The sequence below is a fragment of the Enterobacter cloacae complex sp. I2 genome (assembly GCF_014896205.1).
GTDB classification, from domain to species: Bacteria; Pseudomonadota; Gammaproteobacteria; order Enterobacterales; family Enterobacteriaceae; genus Enterobacter; species Enterobacter quasihormaechei.
In genome coordinates, this window is sequence record NZ_JADBRA010000007.1 from 1 (window position 1) to 17,591 (window position 17,591).

General features: G+C 56.5%; 22 protein-coding genes. 3 read left to right on the forward strand and 19 right to left on the reverse strand.

Annotation, left to right across the window (positions count from 1 at the left end):
- The 9 genes from IM300_RS07475 to fkpA form a co-directional block, all read right to left on the reverse strand.
- Positions 1-162 (reverse strand): GTP-binding protein (locus IM300_RS07475; RefSeq protein ID WP_001445782.1); only part of this gene is annotated, 162 nt, incomplete at its 3' end.
- Between the two features lie 69 nt (positions 163-231).
- Positions 232-2,346, reverse strand: a complete 2,115-nt coding sequence (gene fusA, locus IM300_RS07480) for an elongation factor G (protein ID WP_063449470.1) — start codon at positions 2,344-2,346, stop codon at positions 232-234.
- Positions 2,347-2,442: 96 nt separating this feature from the next.
- On the reverse strand, positions 2,443-2,913 hold the full coding sequence (gene rpsG / locus IM300_RS07485; protein WP_003861706.1) for a 30S ribosomal protein S7: 471 nt from the start codon (positions 2,911-2,913) through the stop codon (positions 2,443-2,445).
- A gap of 96 nt (positions 2,914-3,009) precedes the next feature.
- Positions 3,010-3,384, reverse strand: coding sequence for a 30S ribosomal protein S12 (gene rpsL / locus IM300_RS07490; RefSeq protein ID WP_000246815.1), 375 nt, complete (start codon positions 3,382-3,384; stop codon positions 3,010-3,012).
- A gap of 124 nt (positions 3,385-3,508) precedes the next feature.
- A complete protein-coding gene (gene tusB / locus IM300_RS07495) occupies positions 3,509-3,796 on the reverse strand; it encodes a sulfurtransferase complex subunit TusB (protein WP_063449471.1) in 288 nt (95 codons plus the stop codon).
- Between the two features lie 7 nt (positions 3,797-3,803).
- Positions 3,804-4,163 (reverse strand): sulfurtransferase complex subunit TusC, encoded by a 360-nt coding sequence (gene tusC / locus IM300_RS07500; protein ID WP_193035964.1) that lies wholly within the window; start codon positions 4,161-4,163, stop codon positions 3,804-3,806.
- Positions 4,163-4,549: a sulfurtransferase complex subunit TusD gene (gene tusD / locus IM300_RS07505; protein WP_063865797.1), complete on the reverse strand. Its 387-nt coding sequence runs from the start codon at positions 4,547-4,549 to the stop codon at positions 4,163-4,165. Before tusD ends, tusC begins: the two co-directional genes overlap by 1 nt.
- On the reverse strand, positions 4,549-5,271 hold the full coding sequence (locus IM300_RS07510; protein WP_023333674.1) for a transcriptional regulator: 723 nt from the start codon (positions 5,269-5,271) through the stop codon (positions 4,549-4,551). Before IM300_RS07510 ends, tusD begins: the two co-directional genes overlap by 1 nt.
- Positions 5,272-5,437: 166 nt before the next feature.
- The gene (gene fkpA, locus IM300_RS07515) at positions 5,438-6,256 is read right to left on the reverse strand and encodes an FKBP-type peptidyl-prolyl cis-trans isomerase (RefSeq protein WP_107534032.1); all 819 of its coding nucleotides are present in this window, start codon (positions 6,254-6,256) and stop codon (positions 5,438-5,440) included.
- Positions 6,257-6,494: 238 nt separating this feature from the next.
- Between fkpA and IM300_RS07520 the strand changes: the two genes are divergently transcribed.
- Positions 6,495-6,713 (forward strand): protein SlyX, encoded by a 219-nt coding sequence (locus IM300_RS07520; RefSeq protein ID WP_063449475.1) that lies wholly within the window; start codon positions 6,495-6,497, stop codon positions 6,711-6,713.
- A gap of 51 nt (positions 6,714-6,764) precedes the next feature.
- Here IM300_RS07520 and slyD read toward each other — a convergent pair whose 3' ends face one another.
- From slyD to kefG, 4 genes are all read right to left on the reverse strand, one after another.
- The gene (slyD, locus tag IM300_RS07525; RefSeq protein ID WP_063865788.1) at positions 6,765-7,355 is read right to left on the reverse strand and encodes a peptidylprolyl isomerase; all 591 of its coding nucleotides are present in this window, start codon (positions 7,353-7,355) and stop codon (positions 6,765-6,767) included.
- 94 nt (positions 7,356-7,449) lie between these two features.
- Positions 7,450-7,650 carry a YheV family putative zinc ribbon protein gene (locus tag IM300_RS07530; RefSeq protein WP_003861689.1) on the reverse strand — a complete coding sequence of 67 codons (201 nt, stop codon included), beginning with the start codon at positions 7,648-7,650 and terminating at the stop codon, positions 7,450-7,452.
- 13 nt (positions 7,651-7,663) lie between these two features.
- Positions 7,664-9,469, reverse strand: a complete 1,806-nt coding sequence (gene kefB, locus IM300_RS07535) for a glutathione-regulated potassium-efflux system protein KefB (protein ID WP_063865786.1) — start codon at positions 9,467-9,469, stop codon at positions 7,664-7,666.
- A complete protein-coding gene (gene kefG / locus IM300_RS07540; protein WP_074160922.1) occupies positions 9,469-10,020 on the reverse strand; it encodes a glutathione-regulated potassium-efflux system ancillary protein KefG in 552 nt (183 codons plus the stop codon). Before kefG ends, kefB begins: the two co-directional genes overlap by 1 nt.
- A gap of 132 nt (positions 10,021-10,152) precedes the next feature.
- Here kefG and IM300_RS07545 point away from each other — a divergent pair, with 132 nt between their 5' ends.
- Both IM300_RS07545 and IM300_RS07550 read left to right on the forward strand, forming a co-directional pair.
- Entirely contained in the window at positions 10,153-12,057 is a 1,905-nt protein-coding gene (locus IM300_RS07545) for an ABC transporter ATP-binding protein (protein WP_064910102.1), read from the forward strand.
- A 15-nt stretch (positions 12,058-12,072) separates the two neighbouring features.
- Positions 12,073-13,005: a LysR substrate-binding domain-containing protein gene (locus IM300_RS07550; RefSeq protein WP_193035966.1), complete on the forward strand. Its 933-nt coding sequence runs from the start codon at positions 12,073-12,075 to the stop codon at positions 13,003-13,005.
- A gap of 60 nt (positions 13,006-13,065) precedes the next feature.
- Here the strand turns inward: IM300_RS07550 and mdcH are convergent, their stop codons facing one another.
- The 6 genes from mdcH to mdcC form a co-directional block, all read right to left on the reverse strand.
- Positions 13,066-13,962 carry a malonate decarboxylase subunit epsilon gene (gene mdcH / locus IM300_RS07555; protein WP_107534036.1) on the reverse strand — a complete coding sequence of 299 codons (897 nt, stop codon included), beginning with the start codon at positions 13,960-13,962 and terminating at the stop codon, positions 13,066-13,068.
- Entirely contained in the window at positions 13,962-14,579 is a 618-nt protein-coding gene (locus IM300_RS07560) for a malonate decarboxylase holo-ACP synthase (RefSeq protein WP_107534038.1), read from the reverse strand. Before IM300_RS07560 ends, mdcH begins: the two co-directional genes overlap by 1 nt.
- 2 nt (positions 14,580-14,581) lie before the next feature.
- Positions 14,582-15,541 (reverse strand): AEC family transporter, encoded by a 960-nt coding sequence (locus IM300_RS07565; RefSeq protein ID WP_063449483.1) that lies wholly within the window; start codon positions 15,539-15,541, stop codon positions 14,582-14,584.
- A gap of 123 nt (positions 15,542-15,664) precedes the next feature.
- Positions 15,665-16,465 (reverse strand): biotin-independent malonate decarboxylase subunit gamma, encoded by an 801-nt coding sequence (gene mdcE / locus IM300_RS07570; protein WP_193036112.1) that lies wholly within the window; start codon positions 16,463-16,465, stop codon positions 15,665-15,667.
- Positions 16,465-17,298 carry a biotin-independent malonate decarboxylase subunit beta gene (locus IM300_RS07575; protein ID WP_063865774.1) on the reverse strand — a complete coding sequence of 278 codons (834 nt, stop codon included), beginning with the start codon at positions 17,296-17,298 and terminating at the stop codon, positions 16,465-16,467. The genes mdcE and IM300_RS07575 overlap by 1 nt, the downstream gene beginning before the upstream one ends.
- Positions 17,291-17,590, reverse strand: coding sequence for a malonate decarboxylase acyl carrier protein (mdcC, locus tag IM300_RS07580; RefSeq protein WP_015571419.1), 300 nt, complete (start codon positions 17,588-17,590; stop codon positions 17,291-17,293). Before mdcC ends, IM300_RS07575 begins: the two co-directional genes overlap by 8 nt.
- Position 17,591 lies beyond the last annotated feature (1 nt).

Genomic DNA, 17,591 nt, shown 5'->3' on the forward strand with positions numbered 1-17,591 from the left:
TGGTGCGTTATCGATCTGGTCGAAAGCACGAGCAGCACCGCCGTAGGTTTTAGCCAGTACGGTAGTGATTGCAGCAGTCAGGGTAGTTTTACCATGGTCAACGTGGCCGATAGTACCAACGTTGACGTGCGGTTTTGTACGTTCAAATTTTTCTTTAGACACGGCTATATTCCTTACTATAGTGCTCTCCCCTTCGGAGAGAGCACGGGACTTAGGTTTTAATCCTGTGGATTACTTACCACGGGCTTCGATAACGGCCTGAGCAACGTTGTTCGGCGCATCATCATACTTCAGGAATTCCATAGTGTATGATGCACGACCTTTGGTCAGAGAACGCAGCTGAGTTGCATATCCGAACATTTCAGACAGCGGAACTTCAGCGTGGATCTTAACGCCAGTTACTTCGGATTCCTGACCACGCAGCATACCGCGACGACGGCTCAAGTCACCGATAACGTCACCGGTGTTCTCTTCCGGAGTTTCTACTTCAACCTTCATGATTGGCTCAAGCAGAACTGGTTTTGCTTTCTTAAAGCCTTCTTTAAAGGCAATAGACGCAGCCAGTTTAAACGCCAGTTCAGAGGAGTCAACGTCGTGGTAAGAACCGAAGTGCAGACGAACACCCATGTCTACAACCGGGTAACCAGCCAGAGGACCAGCTTTCAGCTGCTCCTGGATGCCTTTATCAACGGCAGGGATGTATTCGCCAGGAATTACACCACCTTTGATGTCGTTGATGAACTCGTAACCTTTAGGGTTAGAGCCCGGCTCCAGTGGGTACATGTCGATCACAACGTGACCGTACTGACCGCGACCACCAGACTGCTTAGCGTGTTTACCTTCAACATCGGTAACTTTCGCGCGAATCGCTTCGCGGTAAGCAACCTGAGGTTTACCCACGTTCGCTTCAACGTTGAATTCACGTTTCATACGGTCAACGATGATGTCCAGGTGCAGTTCACCCATACCAGCGATGATGGTCTGGTTAGATTCTTCATCAGTCCATACGCGGAATGATGGGTCTTCTTTCGCCAGACGGCCCAGAGCCAGACCCATTTTTTCCTGGTCAGCTTTGGTTTTTGGTTCAACCGCGATGGAGATTACCGGCTCTGGGAATTCCATACGCTCCAGAATGATCGGGTGATCCGGGTCACACAGGGTGTCACCGGTAGTCACGTCTTTCAGACCGATAGCAGCAGCGATGTCGCCCGCACGAACTTCTTTGATCTCTTCACGTTTGTTAGCGTGCATCTGTACGATACGGCCAAAACGTTCACGCGCCGCTTTCACGGAGTTCAGGATGGTGTCACCGGAGTTAACCACACCAGAGTAAACGCGGAAGAAGGTCAGGTTACCCACGAATGGGTCGGTAGCAATTTTGAACGCCAGTGCAGAGAACGGCTCGTCATCACTTGCGTGACGCTCAGCCGGAGTATCTTTACCGTCGTCCAGGATGCCGTTGATCGCAGGAACGTCAACCGGGGATGGCAGGTAGTCAACTACCGCATCCAGCATTGCCTGAACACCTTTGTTCTTGAACGCAGAACCACAGGTTACCAGGATGATTTCGTTGTTCAGAACGCGCTGACGCAGAGCAGATTTGATCTCTTGCTCAGTCAGTTCTTCACCACCCAGGTATTTCTCCATCAGCTCTTCAGAAGCTTCTGCTGCGGATTCGATCAGGTTCTGGTGCCATTCGTCAGCCAGGTCCTGCATCTCTGCCGGGATATCTTCGTATTCGAAGGTAACGCCCGCATCTGCTTCGTTCCAGTTGATCGCTTTCATTTTCACCAGGTCGATAACGCCGGTGAAACCTTCTTCAGCACCAATTGCCAGCTGAAGCGGAACAGGGTTCGCGCCCAGACGGGTTTTGATCTGGCCAACAACTTTCAGGAAGTTAGCACCCATACGGTCCATTTTGTTAACGAACGCGATGCGTGGAACTTTATATTTGTTCGCCTGACGCCATACGGTTTCAGACTGTGGCTGAACACCACCAACTGCGCAATAAACCATTACCGCGCCGTCAAGAACACGCATGGAACGTTCTACTTCGATGGTGAAGTCAACGTGCCCTGGGGTGTCGATGATGTTTACGCGATGCGGTTCGTACTGCTTAGCCATACCTGACCAGAAAGCAGTAGTCGCTGCGGAGGTGATAGTAATACCACGCTCCTGCTCCTGTTCCATCCAGTCCATGGTGGCAGCGCCGTCATGAACTTCACCGATTTTATGGTTTACACCGGTGTAGAACAGAATACGTTCGGTAGTAGTGGTTTTACCGGCGTCGATGTGCGCACTGATACCGATGTTACGGTAGCGTGCGATGGGTGTTGTACGAGCCATTTGATTCCTCGTTTATATCTTTAGGCGTTCAGTTAAGTTACCCAGAGCGGGCGGCTTCTCTGAAGCGCCCGCCTGGTGACTACGACTCCGAAGGGATTACCAACGGTAGTGTGCGAACGCCTTGTTGGCTTCTGCCATACGGTGAACGTCTTCACGTTTCTTAACTGCGGTACCTTTGTTTTCCGCAGCATCAGAAAGTTCGTTCGCCAGACGCAGAGCCATGGATTTATCACCGCGTTTACGAGCAGCTTCAACGATCCAACGCATTGCCAGAGCATTACGACGAACCGGACGAACTTCAACTGGAACCTGATAAGTAGAACCACCAACGCGGCGAGACTTAACTTCTACAGTCGGGCGCACGTTGTCGAGAGCGACTTCGAAAGCTTCCAGTTCATTTTTACCAGAACGCTGAGCCAGGGTCTCCAGCGCGCTGTATACGATTGCTTCTGCGGTAGATTTCTTACCATCTACCATCAGGATATTTACAAATTTTGCCAGCAGTTCTGATCCGAATTTCGGATCTGGAAGAATTTTACGCTGACCAATGACGCGACGACGTGGCATGGGATTACTCCGTTGTTAATTCAGGATTGTCCAAAACTCTACGAGTTTAGTTTGACATTAAGATAAATCAGTTTGGCCTTACTTAACGGAGAACCATTAAGCCTTAGGACGCTTCACGCCGTACTTGGAGCGAGCCTGCTTACGGTCTTTAACACCTGAGCAGTCCAGCGCACCACGAACGGTGTGGTAACGAACACCCGGAAGGTCTTTAACACGACCGCCACGGATCAGGATCACGGAGTGCTCCTGAAGGTTGTGACCTTCACCACCGATGTAGGAAGTCACTTCGAAACCGTTAGTCAAACGCACACGGCATACTTTACGCAGTGCGGAGTTTGGTTTTTTAGGAGTGGTGGTATATACACGAGTACATACACCACGTTTCTGCGGGCAGGCTTCCAGCGCAGGCACGTTGCTTTTTGCAACTTTGCGTGCACGTGGTTTGCGTACCAGCTGGTTAACTGTTGCCATTAAATAGCTCCTGGTTTTAGCTTTTGCTTCGTAAACACGTAATAAAACGACCTCATACAATATGAGGACGCGAAATTTTAGGGCTACGTCGAAAAGGTGTCAAGAAATATACAGCGATCTCAAATCACCAGTTCATTTGACTGGCGTGCGTCACAGTAAGATTGACGAAATCAGTATAGCCAACCACGTCAATTTTGGCTGAAATTTGACCAGAAAGACCCCGCGCATCCAGATCGTCCTTCAGCGCAGAGACAGTTATGGGGGCATTACTGAGGATTTCAACAAAACGGCTGCCTTCAAGCGCCGCCAGCACGCCATCCTGAATCAGCAGCAGATCGTCGCCTTCGCGCAGCATGCTCAGTAACGTGTCGATATCGCATTGCCACGGTGAACGGCTCAGGGTATGGAGCATGACGGCCTCAGAAAGTCAGAACGGTATCGTAGTGAGAGAGATGTTCGCGCAGCGCCGTAGAGGCGAGGATCGTCACGTCCAGCACGAACGATGTATTCTCGTTTAACCCACGAGCGGCCAGCGAGTCGGCACACACATAGAAGGTTTCAATGTCATAGAGCGGCAGGACCTTAAAGGTCGCAATGTAATCGCGCGCGAGAATAGCCTGCGGCTGTTGGCCGGCCAGAAGCTGGAATACGCCATCGCCTATAAAGAACACGCCGATATCTTCGGTTAATGCCGATGTCGCGAGCAATGCATCCAGCCCTTCGCGACCTGAAGCGCTGCCGTGCGGCGCAGAAGTAAAAACAAACGCTACGCGCTTCATCAAAATTGCACCACTCTGTCGCAGGTCAACGCGGCCTGTGCCAATGCACCTAATCCGCTGAGCGAAAAGCCCGGTTGCAGGTTGGCCCCCGCCAGACCGAGGCGTTCGGCTTCGGTCGCATCCGCCACACCGCGACGCAGTGCCGCGGCGACGCAGATATGCAGCTCAACGCCCTGCGTTTCGTTTAATTTTTGCCAGGCGCGCACAAGGTCAAACTCATCGCTTGCCGGAGAGGTAAACTGGTTCGCGTTATACACCCCTTCACGATAGAAGAAGACGCTTGCCAGTTCATGGCCGGCATCAAGCAGCGCATGGGCAAACTGTAGCGCGCTGCTGGCCTGCTGGGTTCCGTACGCCGGGCCCGTCACCATTAACGCAAAGCGCATTACTTGTCTTGCCCCAGGAAATCGCCGCTTTTGAACTGGCGAATATAAAGGTAAACCGTGTGCTTAGAGATATTCAGGCGATCGGCTACCTGGTTGATGGCATCTTTGATATCAAAAATCCCTTTCTCATAGAGGTTCAGGACGATCTGACGATTCTTGGCGTTGTTGGATACGTTGCGATCGGCATTCACCTCTTCAATGGTGAACTCCAGCGTCTGGGTCACGAGATCCTCAACGGAGGAAGCAAAGTTCACCGACGAGCCCACGTCCGGCGTTTCTGGCGGAATGAAGGTGCTCATGATTTGAGAGAAGGGCACATCAAGGTTCATGTTGATGCACAGCAACCCGATAACCCGGTGGTCGCGGTTTCGAATCGCGATAGTTTCTGATTTCATCAGCACGCCGCTTTTGGCGCGGGTGAAATAGCATTTTGAGACGCTGCTGTCCGCGCCGGTCATGTCATGCAACATACGCAATGCAAGGTCGGTGATTGGCGAACCAATTTTACGGCCAGTGTGCTCACCGTTCGCAATGCGGATAGCGGAACACTTAAGATCTTGCAGGGAATGCAATACGATTTCGCAGTGGGAACCAATGAGCATCGCTAACCCGTCCACTACCGCTTCGTAGGATTTCAGAATATCGAAGTCGGTCTGGTCAAATGGACGTTGATCCAGCAAATCAAGTTCACTGGTTTCGTTGGTTAAAAGCGACCTGGACATGAAAAAAACACTCCTTTTCAGGAGCCTGTCGTTAGGTTTTCAGGGCAGGCTCATTATCTACACGGACAACTAAATTAATACAGCGTGTATAACGCTTTCCAGTGTTAATTATATCTGCCCCACATAAAAAAAACCGCCGCCTGGCAGGCGGCGGTTTTTCTCAGCATTACTTCTTGGCTGCTGCGGCTTTATCGTCAGCCGGTGCGTCTGCTTTCGCATCCGCTTTCGGAGCCGGTTTGATGTCCAGCAGTTCTACGTCAAATACCAGCGTAGAGTTAGCCGGGATGCCCGGAACGCCAGTTTTGCCGTAAGCCAGGTCTGGTGGAATGACCAGCTTGATCTTACCGCCTTTCTTGATGTTCTTCAGGCCTTCGGTCCAGCCCGGGATCACACCGTCCAGACGGAAGGAGAGAGGCTCACCGCGGGTGTAAGAGTTATCGAACTCTTTACCGTCGATCAGCGTACCTTTGTAGTTCACCACAACGGTGTCGCTGTCTTTAGGCGCATCGCCGGTCCCTTCTTTCTCAACTTTATAGATCAGGCCGGTAGAAGACGTTTTAACGCCTTTCTCTTTAGCAAACTTGTCGCGGTAGGCTTTGCCTTTCGCTTCGTTATCTTTAGCGTCTGCTTCCATCTTGGTTTGAGCGGCGCCTTTCACACGCGCTTCAAACGCTTGCAGAGTCTGCTCGATTTCCTGATCAGAGAGCTTGCTCTTGTCGGCGAACGCATCCTGAACACCGGCGATCAGCTGGTTTTTGTCCAGTTTGATGCCCAGCTTCTCTTGTTCTTTCAGAGAGTTTTCCATGTAACGACCCAGAGACGCGCCAAGTGCGTAGGCGGATTTCTGGTCGTCATTTTTGAATGCCGCTTTGCTGTCTGTAGTCGCAGCAGGCTTCGCAGCAGTATCAGCAGCGAAAGACAGCGGCGCGTTGAGCGCAACGGCCATCGTGGTCGCCAGCAGCGTAACTTTAAACAGTGATTTCATCCATATCTCCAGGACCTGAGGTCTCTCACCCCAGTGTTAAACGTAAATGAGTGACGTACTATAAAACGTTGTGGAAGAAATCTACAGACAGACTCCCCCTATTGTCGCCTCTTTTCAGACTATTTTTGTTTAAATAAGTTTCTTGTCAGGGAGATGGATACTGTACTTAAGGAAAAAGTCAGCTACACTTCGCCGCCGCTGGCCCATTATGGCGTATGAGATATAAACGAGGTGAATGATGAAGGATACAATGATCGAAGCGAGACTGGCTGAGCTGGAAAGCCGCCTGGCTTTTCAGGACATCACCATCGAAGAACTGAACCAGACCGTAACGGCCCATGAGCTTGAAATGGCAAAACTGCGCGATCATATGCGCCTGCTGACGGAAAAACTGAAGGCCACGCAGCCGTCGAATATTGCCTCTCAGTCGGAAGAGACGCCACCACCTCATTATTGAGGCGTAAAAAAAGCGGGATTATCCCGCTTTTTTATTTTCCGCAGTACGGAATCAGTGGCAACCGCAGCCGCCGTTACCGCAACCACCTTTACCGTGGTCGTGGTCGTGACCATGGTCGTGGCCGTGACCACCGCAGCAGCCGTCATGGCCGTGATCGTGGTCGTGGTCGTGACCGTGCGCACCGTGAACGTGACCATGAGCCAGCTCTTCTTCGGTTGCTTCACGGATAGCAACAACTTCTACGTTGAACTTCAGGTTCTGGCCAGCCAGCATGTGGTTGCCGTCAACCACAACGTGGTCGTCTTCAACTTCAGTGATTTCAACAGGAACCGGACCCTGGTCAGTTTCAGCCAGGAAGCGCATGCCAACCTGCAACTCGTCAACGCCCATGAACACGTCTTTAGGAACGCGCTGAACCAGGTTGTCGTCATACTGACCGTAAGCGTCGTTTGCGCCTACAGCAACGTCGAATTTGTCGCCAACTTCATGGCCTTCCAGCGCAGTTTCCAGGCCGGAAATCAGGGAACCGTGACCATGCAGGTAGTCCAGCGGCGCACTCACCGGAGACTCATCAACCAACACACCGTCTTCTGTACGTACCTGATAGGCCAGGCTGACCACCAGGTCTTTTGCTACTTTCATGATATCTCCTGAGCGTGGGAAAATTACTGGCGCAGATTGTAGCGGAAATCTGCACCCGTGTACCCTTAAGCTTAAAAAAACTCAGAGCATATCGCTAGTCTGGATGAAAAATGCCGATCACTTGCTCTTCTTTGCGAACGTGATCGCGGGCTTCTTTGTCGGCCTCACGCATCTGGTGGCCGCACTTAACACATTCAACGATATCGATATTATTTTCGCGCCACATGGCCAGCGTATCTTGCGCCTGGCAGGACGGGCACTTTGCGCCCGCGATAAAGCGTTTACGTACAGCCATCTTTCGTTACCCTTTATTCAAATTCATCCCAGCCGTCGAGCTGGCGTCGTTCCTGCTGCATTTCGCGCTGGAAGATCTCCTCCAGCTCGCGACGCGCTTCCCGCACGCGGGAGATCTGCGCCGTGTCGCTGTGCACGGGCATGAGCTCGCGCAGCATGCGCATATCCAGCCGGCGGAAATGCATCTGGGCCCGCTGGGCCTGGTGAGGATGCATCCCAAGCGAGATAAGCGCCTTACGCCCCAACTCCAGCGCACTGGAAAACGTTTCACGGGAGAAGTGTTTCACACCCGCCTGCAAAAGTTCGTGAGCTTCAACACGTCCGCGGGCACGCGCCAGAATATGCAGATGCGGGAAATGCTGCTGGCACAGCTCCACCAGCTTCATGGTGTCTTCCGGATCGTTGCAGGTGATAATGATGGACTCCGCGGCCTCCGCTCCCGCCGAGCGCAACAGCTCAAGCTGCGTCGCATCGCCGTAGTAGACCTTATAACCGTATTTGCGCATAAGATTGACCGCGCTGATATCGCGCTCCAGCACCGTGATGCGCATTTTGTTCGCCATCAACAGACGGCCAATCACCTGTCCGAAGCGGCCAAAGCCCACGACGATCACCTGCGGCTTATCGTCCTCCACCCACGGCGTTTCATCTTCATCGGTTGCCGGGTTCAGGCGGCGCGACAGCAGTTTATCCACCAGCTTCATCAGCAGCGGCGTGGTCATCATCGACAGCGTTACCGTCACCAGCAGCAGCGCCATCTGGTCATCTTTGAACAGCTTCTGAGACGACGCCGTGGAAAACAGCACAAATGCAAACTCTCCACCCTGGCTTAACACGCTGGAGAACTGCATTCTTTCCGAGCTGCGCAGCCCGTAAATTCTCGCCAGAACATACAGCACCAGCGTTTTCACCGCGACCAGCACCGCCACGCTCATCACGACCCACAGCAGATGGGTATAGAGCACGCCGAGGTTGAGCGCCATGCCCACCGAAATAAAGAATAGCCCTAACAGCAGCCCCTTAAACGGATCGATGGCGGTCTCCAGCTCGTGGCGGTACTCACTTTCCGCAAGCAGCACCCCGGCGATAAACGTCCCGAGCGCCATCGACAGCCCGAGGGCATCCATGAACAGCGCCGAGCCGAGCACCAGCAGCAGCGTTGCGGCGGTAAATACCTCGCGCACGCCGGATGCGGCAATGAACCGGAATACCGGGCGCAGTAAAAACCGTCCGCCAATCAGCATGCCCGCGAAGGCCAGCACCTTCATGGCGATTTTCATCCAGTCGAAATGATCGTCTCCTGAGCCTGCCAGCAGCGGCACCAGCGCCAGCGCCGGGATCACCGCTAAATCCTGGAACAACAGCACCGAAAAGCCCAGCTGCCCCGCCTCGTTGCGGTTCATCCCCTTGTCGCGCATCAGCTGTAGCGCCATCGCCGTCGACGACATCGCAAGACCGATCCCGCCAATCACCGCCGCCTGCCAGGAAAACTGCGTCAGCATCAGCAGGCCCGCCAGAATGGCGGCGCTGAGTAACACCTGCGCCGCCCCGACGCCAAAAATAGATTGCCGCAATTGCCATAGCTTGGAGGGGTTCAGCTCAAGACCGATGATGAACATCAGGAACACCACGCCCAGCTCGGAGAAGTGGAGAATTTCATCCACATCGCTGATGAACCCCAGCCCCCAGGGGCCAATGGCGATCCCCGCCAGCAAATAGCCCAGCACCGCGCCGATGCCGAGACGCGCGGCAAGCGGCACGGCGACCACGGCGGCAAACAAAAACAGCACCCCGGCAAGGAGTAAATTCGAACCGTCCATTAGCGTCCTCCCGCCGGTATCGGTGATGCCAGCCATTCTCCGTAGGCTCTGGCATGGCTCGCCAGCGCCTTTGGTTCCTGCCGCCGCGCCCAGTAAACAATAATCGGGCTCATCCAGTGCATGCGGCACATCGCCGCCGTCAGCTCGAACGGCCTCAGGATGTCGCTCATGGGATAACGGTTCAGCCCGTCGTGACGGTAAGCACTTTCCGGCTCACCGGTGGTAATGACGCTCCGCCAGTACTTTCCCGCCAGCTGGTTGCCCCCCACCCCGCTGGAAAAGCCCCGGCTCAGCACGCGGTCCAGCCACTCTTTGAGCAGCGCCGGACAGCTGTAGGTATAAAGCGGATGCTGGAACACAATCACGTCATGCTGACGCAGCAGTTCCTGCTCGTAAGGAATATCGATAAAAAAATCAGGATAGTGCGCGTAGAGATCGTGCACCGTGACGTTACTGAGCTGTGTGGCCGGCTTAAGCAGCACCCGGTTCGCCACCGAGTCCTGAGATTCCGGATGGGCATACAGCAGCAGCACTTTCGCTGTCTGAGACATCACTCCCCTCCCGGTTCTGTTTTTGTGTATTGTTGTCGTTTTGGGCTACCATGGCGGCCCGGTGGGAAAAATGGCCCACACCTTACATTATCATAATGACAAATTAACATAGTCGGAACATACGGCGCTTCTATGATTGTTTTCTCCTCGTTACAAATTCGTCGCGGCGTGCGCGTCCTGCTGGATAACGCGACTGCTACCATCAACCCGGGCCAGAAGGTGGGGCTGGTCGGCAAAAACGGCTGCGGTAAATCCACCCTGCTGGCGCTGCTGAAAAACGAGATAAGCGCGGACGGCGGGAACTTTACCTTCCCGGGCAACTGGCAGCTTGCCTGGGTGAACCAGGAGACGCCTGCGCTGAGCGAACCCGCACTCGACTATGTTATCGACGGCGACCGCGAATACCGCAGGCTCGAAGCGGAGCTCAATGCCGCCAACGAGCGCAACGACGGCCACGCCATCGCCACCGTTCACGGCAAGCTGGACGCCATCGACGCCTGGACCATTCGCTCCCGCGCCTCCAGCCTGCTGCACGGTCTGGGCTTCAGCAACGAACAGCTTGAACGCCCGGTCAGCGACTTCTCGGGCGGCTGGCGTATGCGCCTCAACCTGGCGCAGGCGCTGATCTGCCGCTCCGACCTCCTGCTGCTCGATGAACCGACCAACCACCTCGATCTCGATGCGGTTATTTGGCTGGAGAAGTGGCTTAAGAGCTATCAGGGCACTCTGATTCTGATCTCCCACGACCGCGACTTCCTCGATCCGGTAGTAGATAAAATCATTCATATCGAACAGCAAAGCATGTTCGAGTACACCGGCAACTACAGCTCCTTCGAACGCCAGCGCGCGACGCGCCTTGCCCAGCAGCAGGCGATGTATGAAAGCCAGCAGCAGCGCGTAGCGCACCTGCAAAGCTTTGTGGATCGCTTCAAGGCCAAGGCGTCAAAAGCCAAGCAGGCGCAGAGCCGCATCAAGATGCTGGAACGCATGGAGATGATCGCCCCCGCGCACGTGGATAACCCGTTCCACTTCAGTTTCCGCGAGCCAGAGAGCCTGCCGAACCCGCTGCTGAAAATGGAAAAAGTGAGCGCAGGCTATGGCGATCGCATTATTCTCGACTCTATTAAGCTTAACCTGGTGCCGGGTTCACGCATCGGTCTGCTGGGGCGTAACGGCGCCGGTAAATCCACGCTGATCAAGCTGCTGGCGGGCGAGCTTAACCCGGTCAGCGGCGAAATCGGCCTGGCGAAGGGCATTAAGCTTGGCTACTTCGCCCAGCATCAGCTGGAATTTTTACGCGCGGATGAATCGCCAATTCAGCACCTGGCTCGCCTGGCCCCGCAGGAAATGGAGCAAAAGCTGCGCGACTACCTCGGCGGCTTCGGCTTCCAGGGCGATAAGGTCACTGAAAACACCGCGCGTTTTTCGGGCGGTGAAAAAGCCCGCCTGGTGCTGGCGCTGATCGTCTGGCAGCGTCCAAACCTGCTGCTGCTCGATGAACCGACCAACCACCTGGATCTCGACATGCGTCAGGCGCTGACCGAAGCGCTGATTGAGTTCGAAGGGGCGCTGGTTGTCGTGTCGCACGATCGCCACCTGATCCGCTCCACCACCGACGATCTCTACCTGGTGCACGGCGGCAAAGTGGAGCCGTTCGACGGCGATCTGGAAGATTATCAGCAGTGGCTGACGGACGTGCAGAAGCAGGAAAACCAGCCGGAAGAGTCAGCGAAAGACAACGCCAACAGCGCGCAGGCGCGCAAAGACCAGAAGCGCCGTGAAGCGGAGCTGCGCACCCAGACTCAGCCGCTGCGTAAAGAGATTGCCCGTCTCGAAAAAGAGATGGAAAAGCTCAACGCCACGCTTGCCGCCGTTGAAGAGAAGCTGGGCGACAGCGATCTGTACGATCAGCGCCGTAAAGCGGAGCTGACGGACTGCCTGCAAACGCAGGCGAAGGCCAAATCCAGCCTCGAAGAGTGCGAAATGGCCTGGCTGGACGCGCAGGAACAGCTGGAAGCGATGCTGCAAGCTGACTAACACGCCGGGAGGGTTATGGGTTTCGATACCACGAGCGAGATTACGTTCCGTAAGCTCAGCATCTTCATGACGTTCATGGGGAAGGGCAATATCGCGCGTACCGCCGAAACGCTCGGCCTGAGCGGCGTCAGCGTGCACCGGGCGCTGCATACCCTGGAAGAGAACGTCCGCTGCCCGCTCTTTACCCACAAAGGGCGCAACCTGATTGCCCTCCCCTCGGCGTGGACGCTGCTGGAGTATTGCCAGGAGGTGATGCAGGTGATGGAGCGCGGGCTGGAAGAGTCGCGCAAGGTCGCCGGCATTGGTCAGGGGCGGTTACGCGTCGGCACACTCTACTCGCTGACGCTGGAAACCGTGCCGCGCCTGATCATGGGCATGAAGCTGCGCCGTCCGGATCTGGAGATGGATCTCACGATGGGATCTAACGAAACCTTGCTGCACATGCTGGATGAAGGGTCGCTGGACGCGATTTTAATCTCTATCTCCGAAAGCGATATCGACCGTAACAGCCTCGAAGTGCTGCCGCTGTTCCACGACGATATTTTCCTTGCCGCACCGGCCTCTGCCACGCTCAATACCAGCGGCCCCGCCGATCTGCGCGACTATAAAGATCGGAAGTTCGTCGCCCTCGCGGAAGGGTTCGCCACGTATGCGGGGTTTCAGGAAGCGTTTCATATCGCCGGCTTCGAGCCGGATATTGTGACGCGGGTGAACGATATCTTCTCGATGCTGAGCCTGGTGCAGGCAGGGGTCGGGTTTACGCTAATGCCGGGCAGGATGAAGAAAGTGTACGAAAATTCGGTGCAGCTGTTAAAGCTGGCGCAGCCGTACCAGATGCAGCAGCTGATTGCGATCGTCTTTGCGCGCAACCGCGAGCAGGATCCCAGCCTGCGGGCGCTGGCCGCTGAAGGGCGAATGTATGCCCGCAGTTTGCAGGATGGTGCCTGATGTTATTGCCCGGTGGCGCTACGCTTACCGGGCCTACTCCCGGATCACCGGGCATCAAACTCACCGCTGAAGCCGCCCTGCCAGATGCACCGCCACGTCCACCCCGCTGCGCTCCAGCGAAATGGATTCCCCTTCCCAGGCCGCCTGACGCGTCAGGCAGGTCAATATGCCCCCTGGCGGCATCTCAATCGCCAGCCGCGCTTCGCGTTCATTGGCGGAAATGACTGCCTCCTGCCAGCGCACGGTGCGCGCCATGTTCATCGCCAGGTCATCGGCAATTCTCTCTGGCTGCCAGAGCACGCGCCCGGTACTGCCGCTCAGGTACGCGCAGCGGGGGCGTGAAAGCGTGACCGATTCAAACGCCGCCACCAGCTTCTGCGCGGGTTCCGCCAGCAGCTCGCAGTGCGACGGCACGCTTACCGCCAGCCGTTTGGCCTTGCTCGCACCCTTCGCCAGCGCGCGTTCGGCTACCTGCGCCATGCCGTCATCGGTTCCGGCTATAACGATCTGCGTTTCGGCATTCAGGTTAGCGATATAGGTTCCTGTCCCCTGGATAAGGTTTTCCACCTGCGGCAGGGTCAACCCCATTATCGCCGTCAGGCCGTAGCCGTGCGGATACGCCTGCTCCATCAGATCGCCACGTAGCGCCACCAGCTTCAGCGCGTCCGTAAACGCCAGCGCGCCCGCCACTACCGCCGCGGGATAAGCGCCAATCGATAAACCGCTGACGATATCCGGCGACACGCCGCGACGTTCCAGCTCGCGCGCCCAGGACACGCCGGCAATTAACAGTGAAAGCTGAACCGCGCGGGTATGGGTCAGCGAGGCTGCGCTGTCCAGGGTATCGACTTCCGCCCCCAGCACGGCACGGGCCTGCTCCAGCTCCGTTCCCGGCAGGTTTTGCAGCATACCTTCATGCTGGGTGCCCTGCCCCGGAAAGGTAAACAGTATTTTCATTACTCCTCCCTGTGCCATGGATCCGCCACCAGGCGCGGTCCACGGCGGGTTTTCAGCAACGTTTTGCCGTCGCGTAACCATTCCGCCAGCGCGAATCCGCCCTCGGGCGTATCCACCTGCGTATCCGCCCGGCATAGCGCGCGGCCAAGCTGAGCCTGCCAGCCGGTAAACGCGTCAGGTGACACGGCGTGCGGAGCGCGGATGAGCAGATCGAGATCGCTGTCGGCGTGGATCACCGGAATACCGGTCGCCAGCGCGTAACCCGTACTGCCGGTTATCCCCCACGTCCACGGCCACGACTGCTGAGCAAGCTGAAGCGCCACCTGAACCGGCGGCTGAGTGACAAACGGCGAACGCAGCAGATCGGCGGTGACGCACAAATCTTCAGGCGAAACCACGCGCAGCACGTTCCCTGGCTTCACCCATCCGGCCGCACGCTGGTCGCGACGCAAACCGCGCACGCCAACGGGAATACGGCCTTCACTATCAACATCACGCCGTACCACTACCGGCAGCCCGGTATGCCAGGCCGCGTCCACCCAGGAGTCGGTGACGCCTTCCAGCGCGTCACGCGCGGTAAGCCAGATAAGGTCGTGGGGGCGTAATGTTGTGGTCATGATTACATTCCTGAAGTCAGCGAAATAAACAGCGGCAGCGACAGGATACACAGTACGGAGCTCAACAGCAGCACGGCTTCTGCATCCGGCGACTGCACGCCAAAGCGGTTACCGAACACGACGCCGAAGAAGCCCGCGGACAGCGCAATCATCAGGATGGCGGTGATCGCCACGGAGCCGTGCAGACCGAAGATCAAGACGATACCCCAGGCAATCGCTGGCTGGATCAGCAGTTTAGCGATGGTGGAGGTGATCACCATAGTGTTGATCTGAAGCTTACGCGCGGAGAGGATCACCCCGGTCAGGAACAGCGCCGCAGCGGTCGCGGACAGTCCCAGCGGTTTAATCGCCGCCAGTACCAGCTCCGGCATTGTGATGCCGATAGCGGACAGGATCACACCCAACAGCGGGCCCATCACGATCGGTTTTTTAATGGAACGCCACATCAGCACCGGCAGCATGGAAAGCGTTGAACCGGAGTTATTGCCTTCAGCGCGGGCTTTCTCACGCTCCAGAATCAGCAGGCAGAACGGGGTCATCAGCACCGAACCACAGGCGATGGAGACCGCCACGGAGAGTGACGTAGAAGAACTTTCACCCAGCACGCTGCCCAGAATCGGCAGGCCGAGCGCCGCATAGTTTGGCAGGGCGACGGTCAGCGTCAGCACGGCCGCATCCTGCGGGGATTTTTTAAAGACTTTGGTGGCGAGGAAGTAGATGGCCGCATAGGTGATCCACATCGCCAGAGTGAGAACCAGGATCAGCGGCGACTGCGCCACAATGCCGGTCCACGGGGTTTGCACGGTGGCGCTGAACAGCGCGGCAGGGAGTGCAAAATCCATAACGAAGATATTGAGCAGGGAAACATTTTTGTTATCGACCATCTTTGCCTTACCGGCCCAGAATCCCAGCAGCATGATGACGAAAATCGGTGCAAGAGCATGAACAATTACGTAAGTCATAAATCACCTGTAGTAAAAAAGTTTAAGCACTGGCGCGATGTTTATTATTTTCAGGATGCAGCTCCCCGCGTGGACGCAGCGGGTGCGCCCACGGGGTGATGCATCTGGCAGGTCTCTTGTTACTTACCAGCTGGCTCGCATGCGTTCACGTACGAGCGCCGAGCTGCGGCGGTTGTCAGCACCCAGACGGTTTTTCAACGTGGTGTCCTGACGAGCGTCACTGATGGCCTGTTGCAGGGTGGTTTTCACCAGCGTCAGATCGTTACCGGAAGGGGCATCCGGATTGCTGATGTCCAGCAGGTCAGAAAGCAGCCCCAGCGTGGCGTAGTTGCTGATGTCGTACGCCATTGGCGGAATGGTTGCCGCCAGTTTTTCCAGCGCCTCTACGGTGCGCAGCGTAATGCGCGCCGCAGACTCTTTGCCCATCGCGTGGATCAGCACGCCTTTATCGTTGAAGGCAATCAGGCGGTTAGCCTGGTAGCCGTGCGCCAGAAACGCGCCGGACATGGCCTTACCGACGATAAGACCAATCACCGGATGCCCCGCTAAACGCGCGTTGGCGTAGGCGGCAGCGGCTCCGGCCAGCGCCTGGTGGATACCAAACGCCTCTTCGCGACGGCCATAGGCCTGGCTTGGGACGTCGATCACCGCCACAATCGGGCGCTTCACGGCTTTATCAGCGTCAGCGGCTACGGTTTCGCTGACCACTTTTGCCAGCGTCCAGCCTTCCAGCAGGCCGACTTCCCCTTGCGCCGCGCGCGGAAAGTGGTTGTTGGCGTCCGGCACCACGGCGACAAAGCGCACCGTTTCACCGTTCAGCTCGCCGTCTGCCGCCTGCACGGACGGGCATAACCCTTCCAGACGTTTGGCGTGAGGGGCGAGGGTTTCCAGCCAGAGTTCGCCACGGCTTATTGAAGTACTCATCATTTCACCTCCCGGGCAAAAAGCGCTTTAATCTGTTCGGCATCGGCCTGTTTGCGGGTGTCGAAATTCGTCAGACGGTTCAGGTAATCGTCGTAGTTATCGGTGCGATGTTTCGCCGGTACGCCTTTGGCGATGGCCTCGTTCATCGCAGCTTTCACCGCGTTCACGCCGTCGCCGACGAGCGCGTCCACCAGCCCGCTTTCATAGCGCACTTCGCCGCCGGTCATGCTCCAGATAAACGGACGGTCGCGGGAGTCGTACTCTTCAATGCCCGCTTCCTGCTCAATAACCTGCGGGCCATTGAGGCCAAGACGCGCTTCGCGGGTCACAATCAGGTAGCTGCACAGCGCCGCGGCGATAGACATCCCGCCGAAGCAACCTACGGTCCCGGCGACAATCCCGACGACCGGGGTATAGCGACGCAGGTCAACGATCGCGGCGTGGATATCGGCAATCGCCGCCAGGCCAAGGTTGGCTTCCTGCAAACGTACGCCACCGGTTTCGAGGCACAGTACCGCCTGAGTCGGAATGCCGTTGCGGTTATCTTCCGCCGCCAGCTCCAGCGCCGCCGCCATTTTGGCGCCGGACACTTCGCCCATGCTGCCGCCCTGGAAGGTGCCTTCAATCGCCACGACTACCGCAGGCTGGCCGTTAATGGTCCCTTTCGCGACCACCATGCCGTCGTCGGACTGAGGAACAATTCCCTGTGGCCCAAGCCATGGAGAGATAATGCCTTCAAACGGATCCAGCAGTTCGCGGTAGCTGCCGTCGTCAAGCAATGCCTGCGCACGCTGGCGCGCTTTTAGTTCGATAAAGCTGCTGTCATCACGCATGATTCACCCCTTCAAAGACCTGTTCGATACGAATGCGCGCCACGCCCGGCGTCGCGCCGAAGTCGTGGATGGTCAGTTTGCCTGCGGGCAGGCTGCTGACGGTTTGCAGGCGGTTGAACAACGCCTCCCAGCGTCCGCGGCTGTTGTCGACGGAGGTGGTGATATCAATGGTTAAGGTCTGGCCCGGTTCGGCGGTGAAAAGCGCCTCCATATCCCCGGAACCGACTACCCCTGCCAGCGCCCTGCCGCTTACTTCGCGGCTGGCGGGCACGGTCAATGTAATTTTTTCCATA

Coding starts and splice junctions, on each gene's coding strand:
- mdcC (WP_015571419.1), bottom strand. CDS start 17,590: ATGGAAAAAATTACATTGACCGTGCCCGCCAGCCGCGAAGTAAGCGGC.
- rpsG (WP_003861706.1), bottom strand. CDS start 2,913: ATGCCACGTCGTCGCGTCATTGGTCAGCGTAAAATTCTTCCAGATCCG.
- fkpA (WP_107534032.1), bottom strand. CDS start 6,256: ATGAAATCACTGTTTAAAGTTACGCTGCTGGCGACCACGATGGCCGTT.
- tusD (WP_063865797.1), bottom strand. CDS start 4,549: ATGCGCTTTGCGTTAATGGTGACGGGCCCGGCGTACGGAACCCAGCAG.
- IM300_RS07560 (WP_107534038.1), bottom strand. CDS start 14,579: ATGACCACAACATTACGCCCCCACGACCTTATCTGGCTTACCGCGCGT.
- tusB (WP_063449471.1), bottom strand. CDS start 3,796: ATGCTCCATACCCTGAGCCGTTCACCGTGGCAATGCGATATCGACACG.
- mdcE (WP_193036112.1), bottom strand. CDS start 16,465: ATGAGTACTTCAATAAGCCGTGGCGAACTCTGGCTGGAAACCCTCGCC.
- IM300_RS07575 (WP_063865774.1), bottom strand. CDS start 17,298: ATGCGTGATGACAGCAGCTTTATCGAACTAAAAGCGCGCCAGCGTGCG.
- IM300_RS07510 (WP_023333674.1), bottom strand. CDS start 5,271: ATGTCCAGGTCGCTTTTAACCAACGAAACCAGTGAACTTGATTTGCTG.
- IM300_RS07550 (WP_193035966.1), top strand. CDS start 12,073: ATGGGTTTCGATACCACGAGCGAGATTACGTTCCGTAAGCTCAGCATC.
- kefB (WP_063865786.1), bottom strand. CDS start 9,469: ATGGACGGTTCGAATTTACTCCTTGCCGGGGTGCTGTTTTTGTTTGCC.
- IM300_RS07565 (WP_063449483.1), bottom strand. CDS start 15,541: ATGACTTACGTAATTGTTCATGCTCTTGCACCGATTTTCGTCATCATG.
- rpsL (WP_000246815.1), bottom strand. CDS start 3,384: ATGGCAACAGTTAACCAGCTGGTACGCAAACCACGTGCACGCAAAGTT.
- tusC (WP_193035964.1), bottom strand. CDS start 4,163: ATGAAGCGCGTAGCGTTTGTTTTTACTTCTGCGCCGCACGGCAGCGCT.
- kefG (WP_074160922.1), bottom strand. CDS start 10,020: ATGTCTCAGACAGCGAAAGTGCTGCTGCTGTATGCCCATCCGGAATCT.
- IM300_RS07520 (WP_063449475.1), top strand. CDS start 6,495: ATGAAGGATACAATGATCGAAGCGAGACTGGCTGAGCTGGAAAGCCGC.
- fusA (WP_063449470.1), bottom strand. CDS start 2,346: ATGGCTCGTACAACACCCATCGCACGCTACCGTAACATCGGTATCAGT.
- IM300_RS07545 (WP_064910102.1), top strand. CDS start 10,153: ATGATTGTTTTCTCCTCGTTACAAATTCGTCGCGGCGTGCGCGTCCTG.
- mdcH (WP_107534036.1), bottom strand. CDS start 13,962: ATGAAAATACTGTTTACCTTTCCGGGGCAGGGCACCCAGCATGAAGGT.
- IM300_RS07530 (WP_003861689.1), bottom strand. CDS start 7,650: ATGGCTGTACGTAAACGCTTTATCGCGGGCGCAAAGTGCCCGTCCTGC.
- slyD (WP_063865788.1), bottom strand. CDS start 7,355: ATGAAAGTAGCAAAAGACCTGGTGGTCAGCCTGGCCTATCAGGTACGT.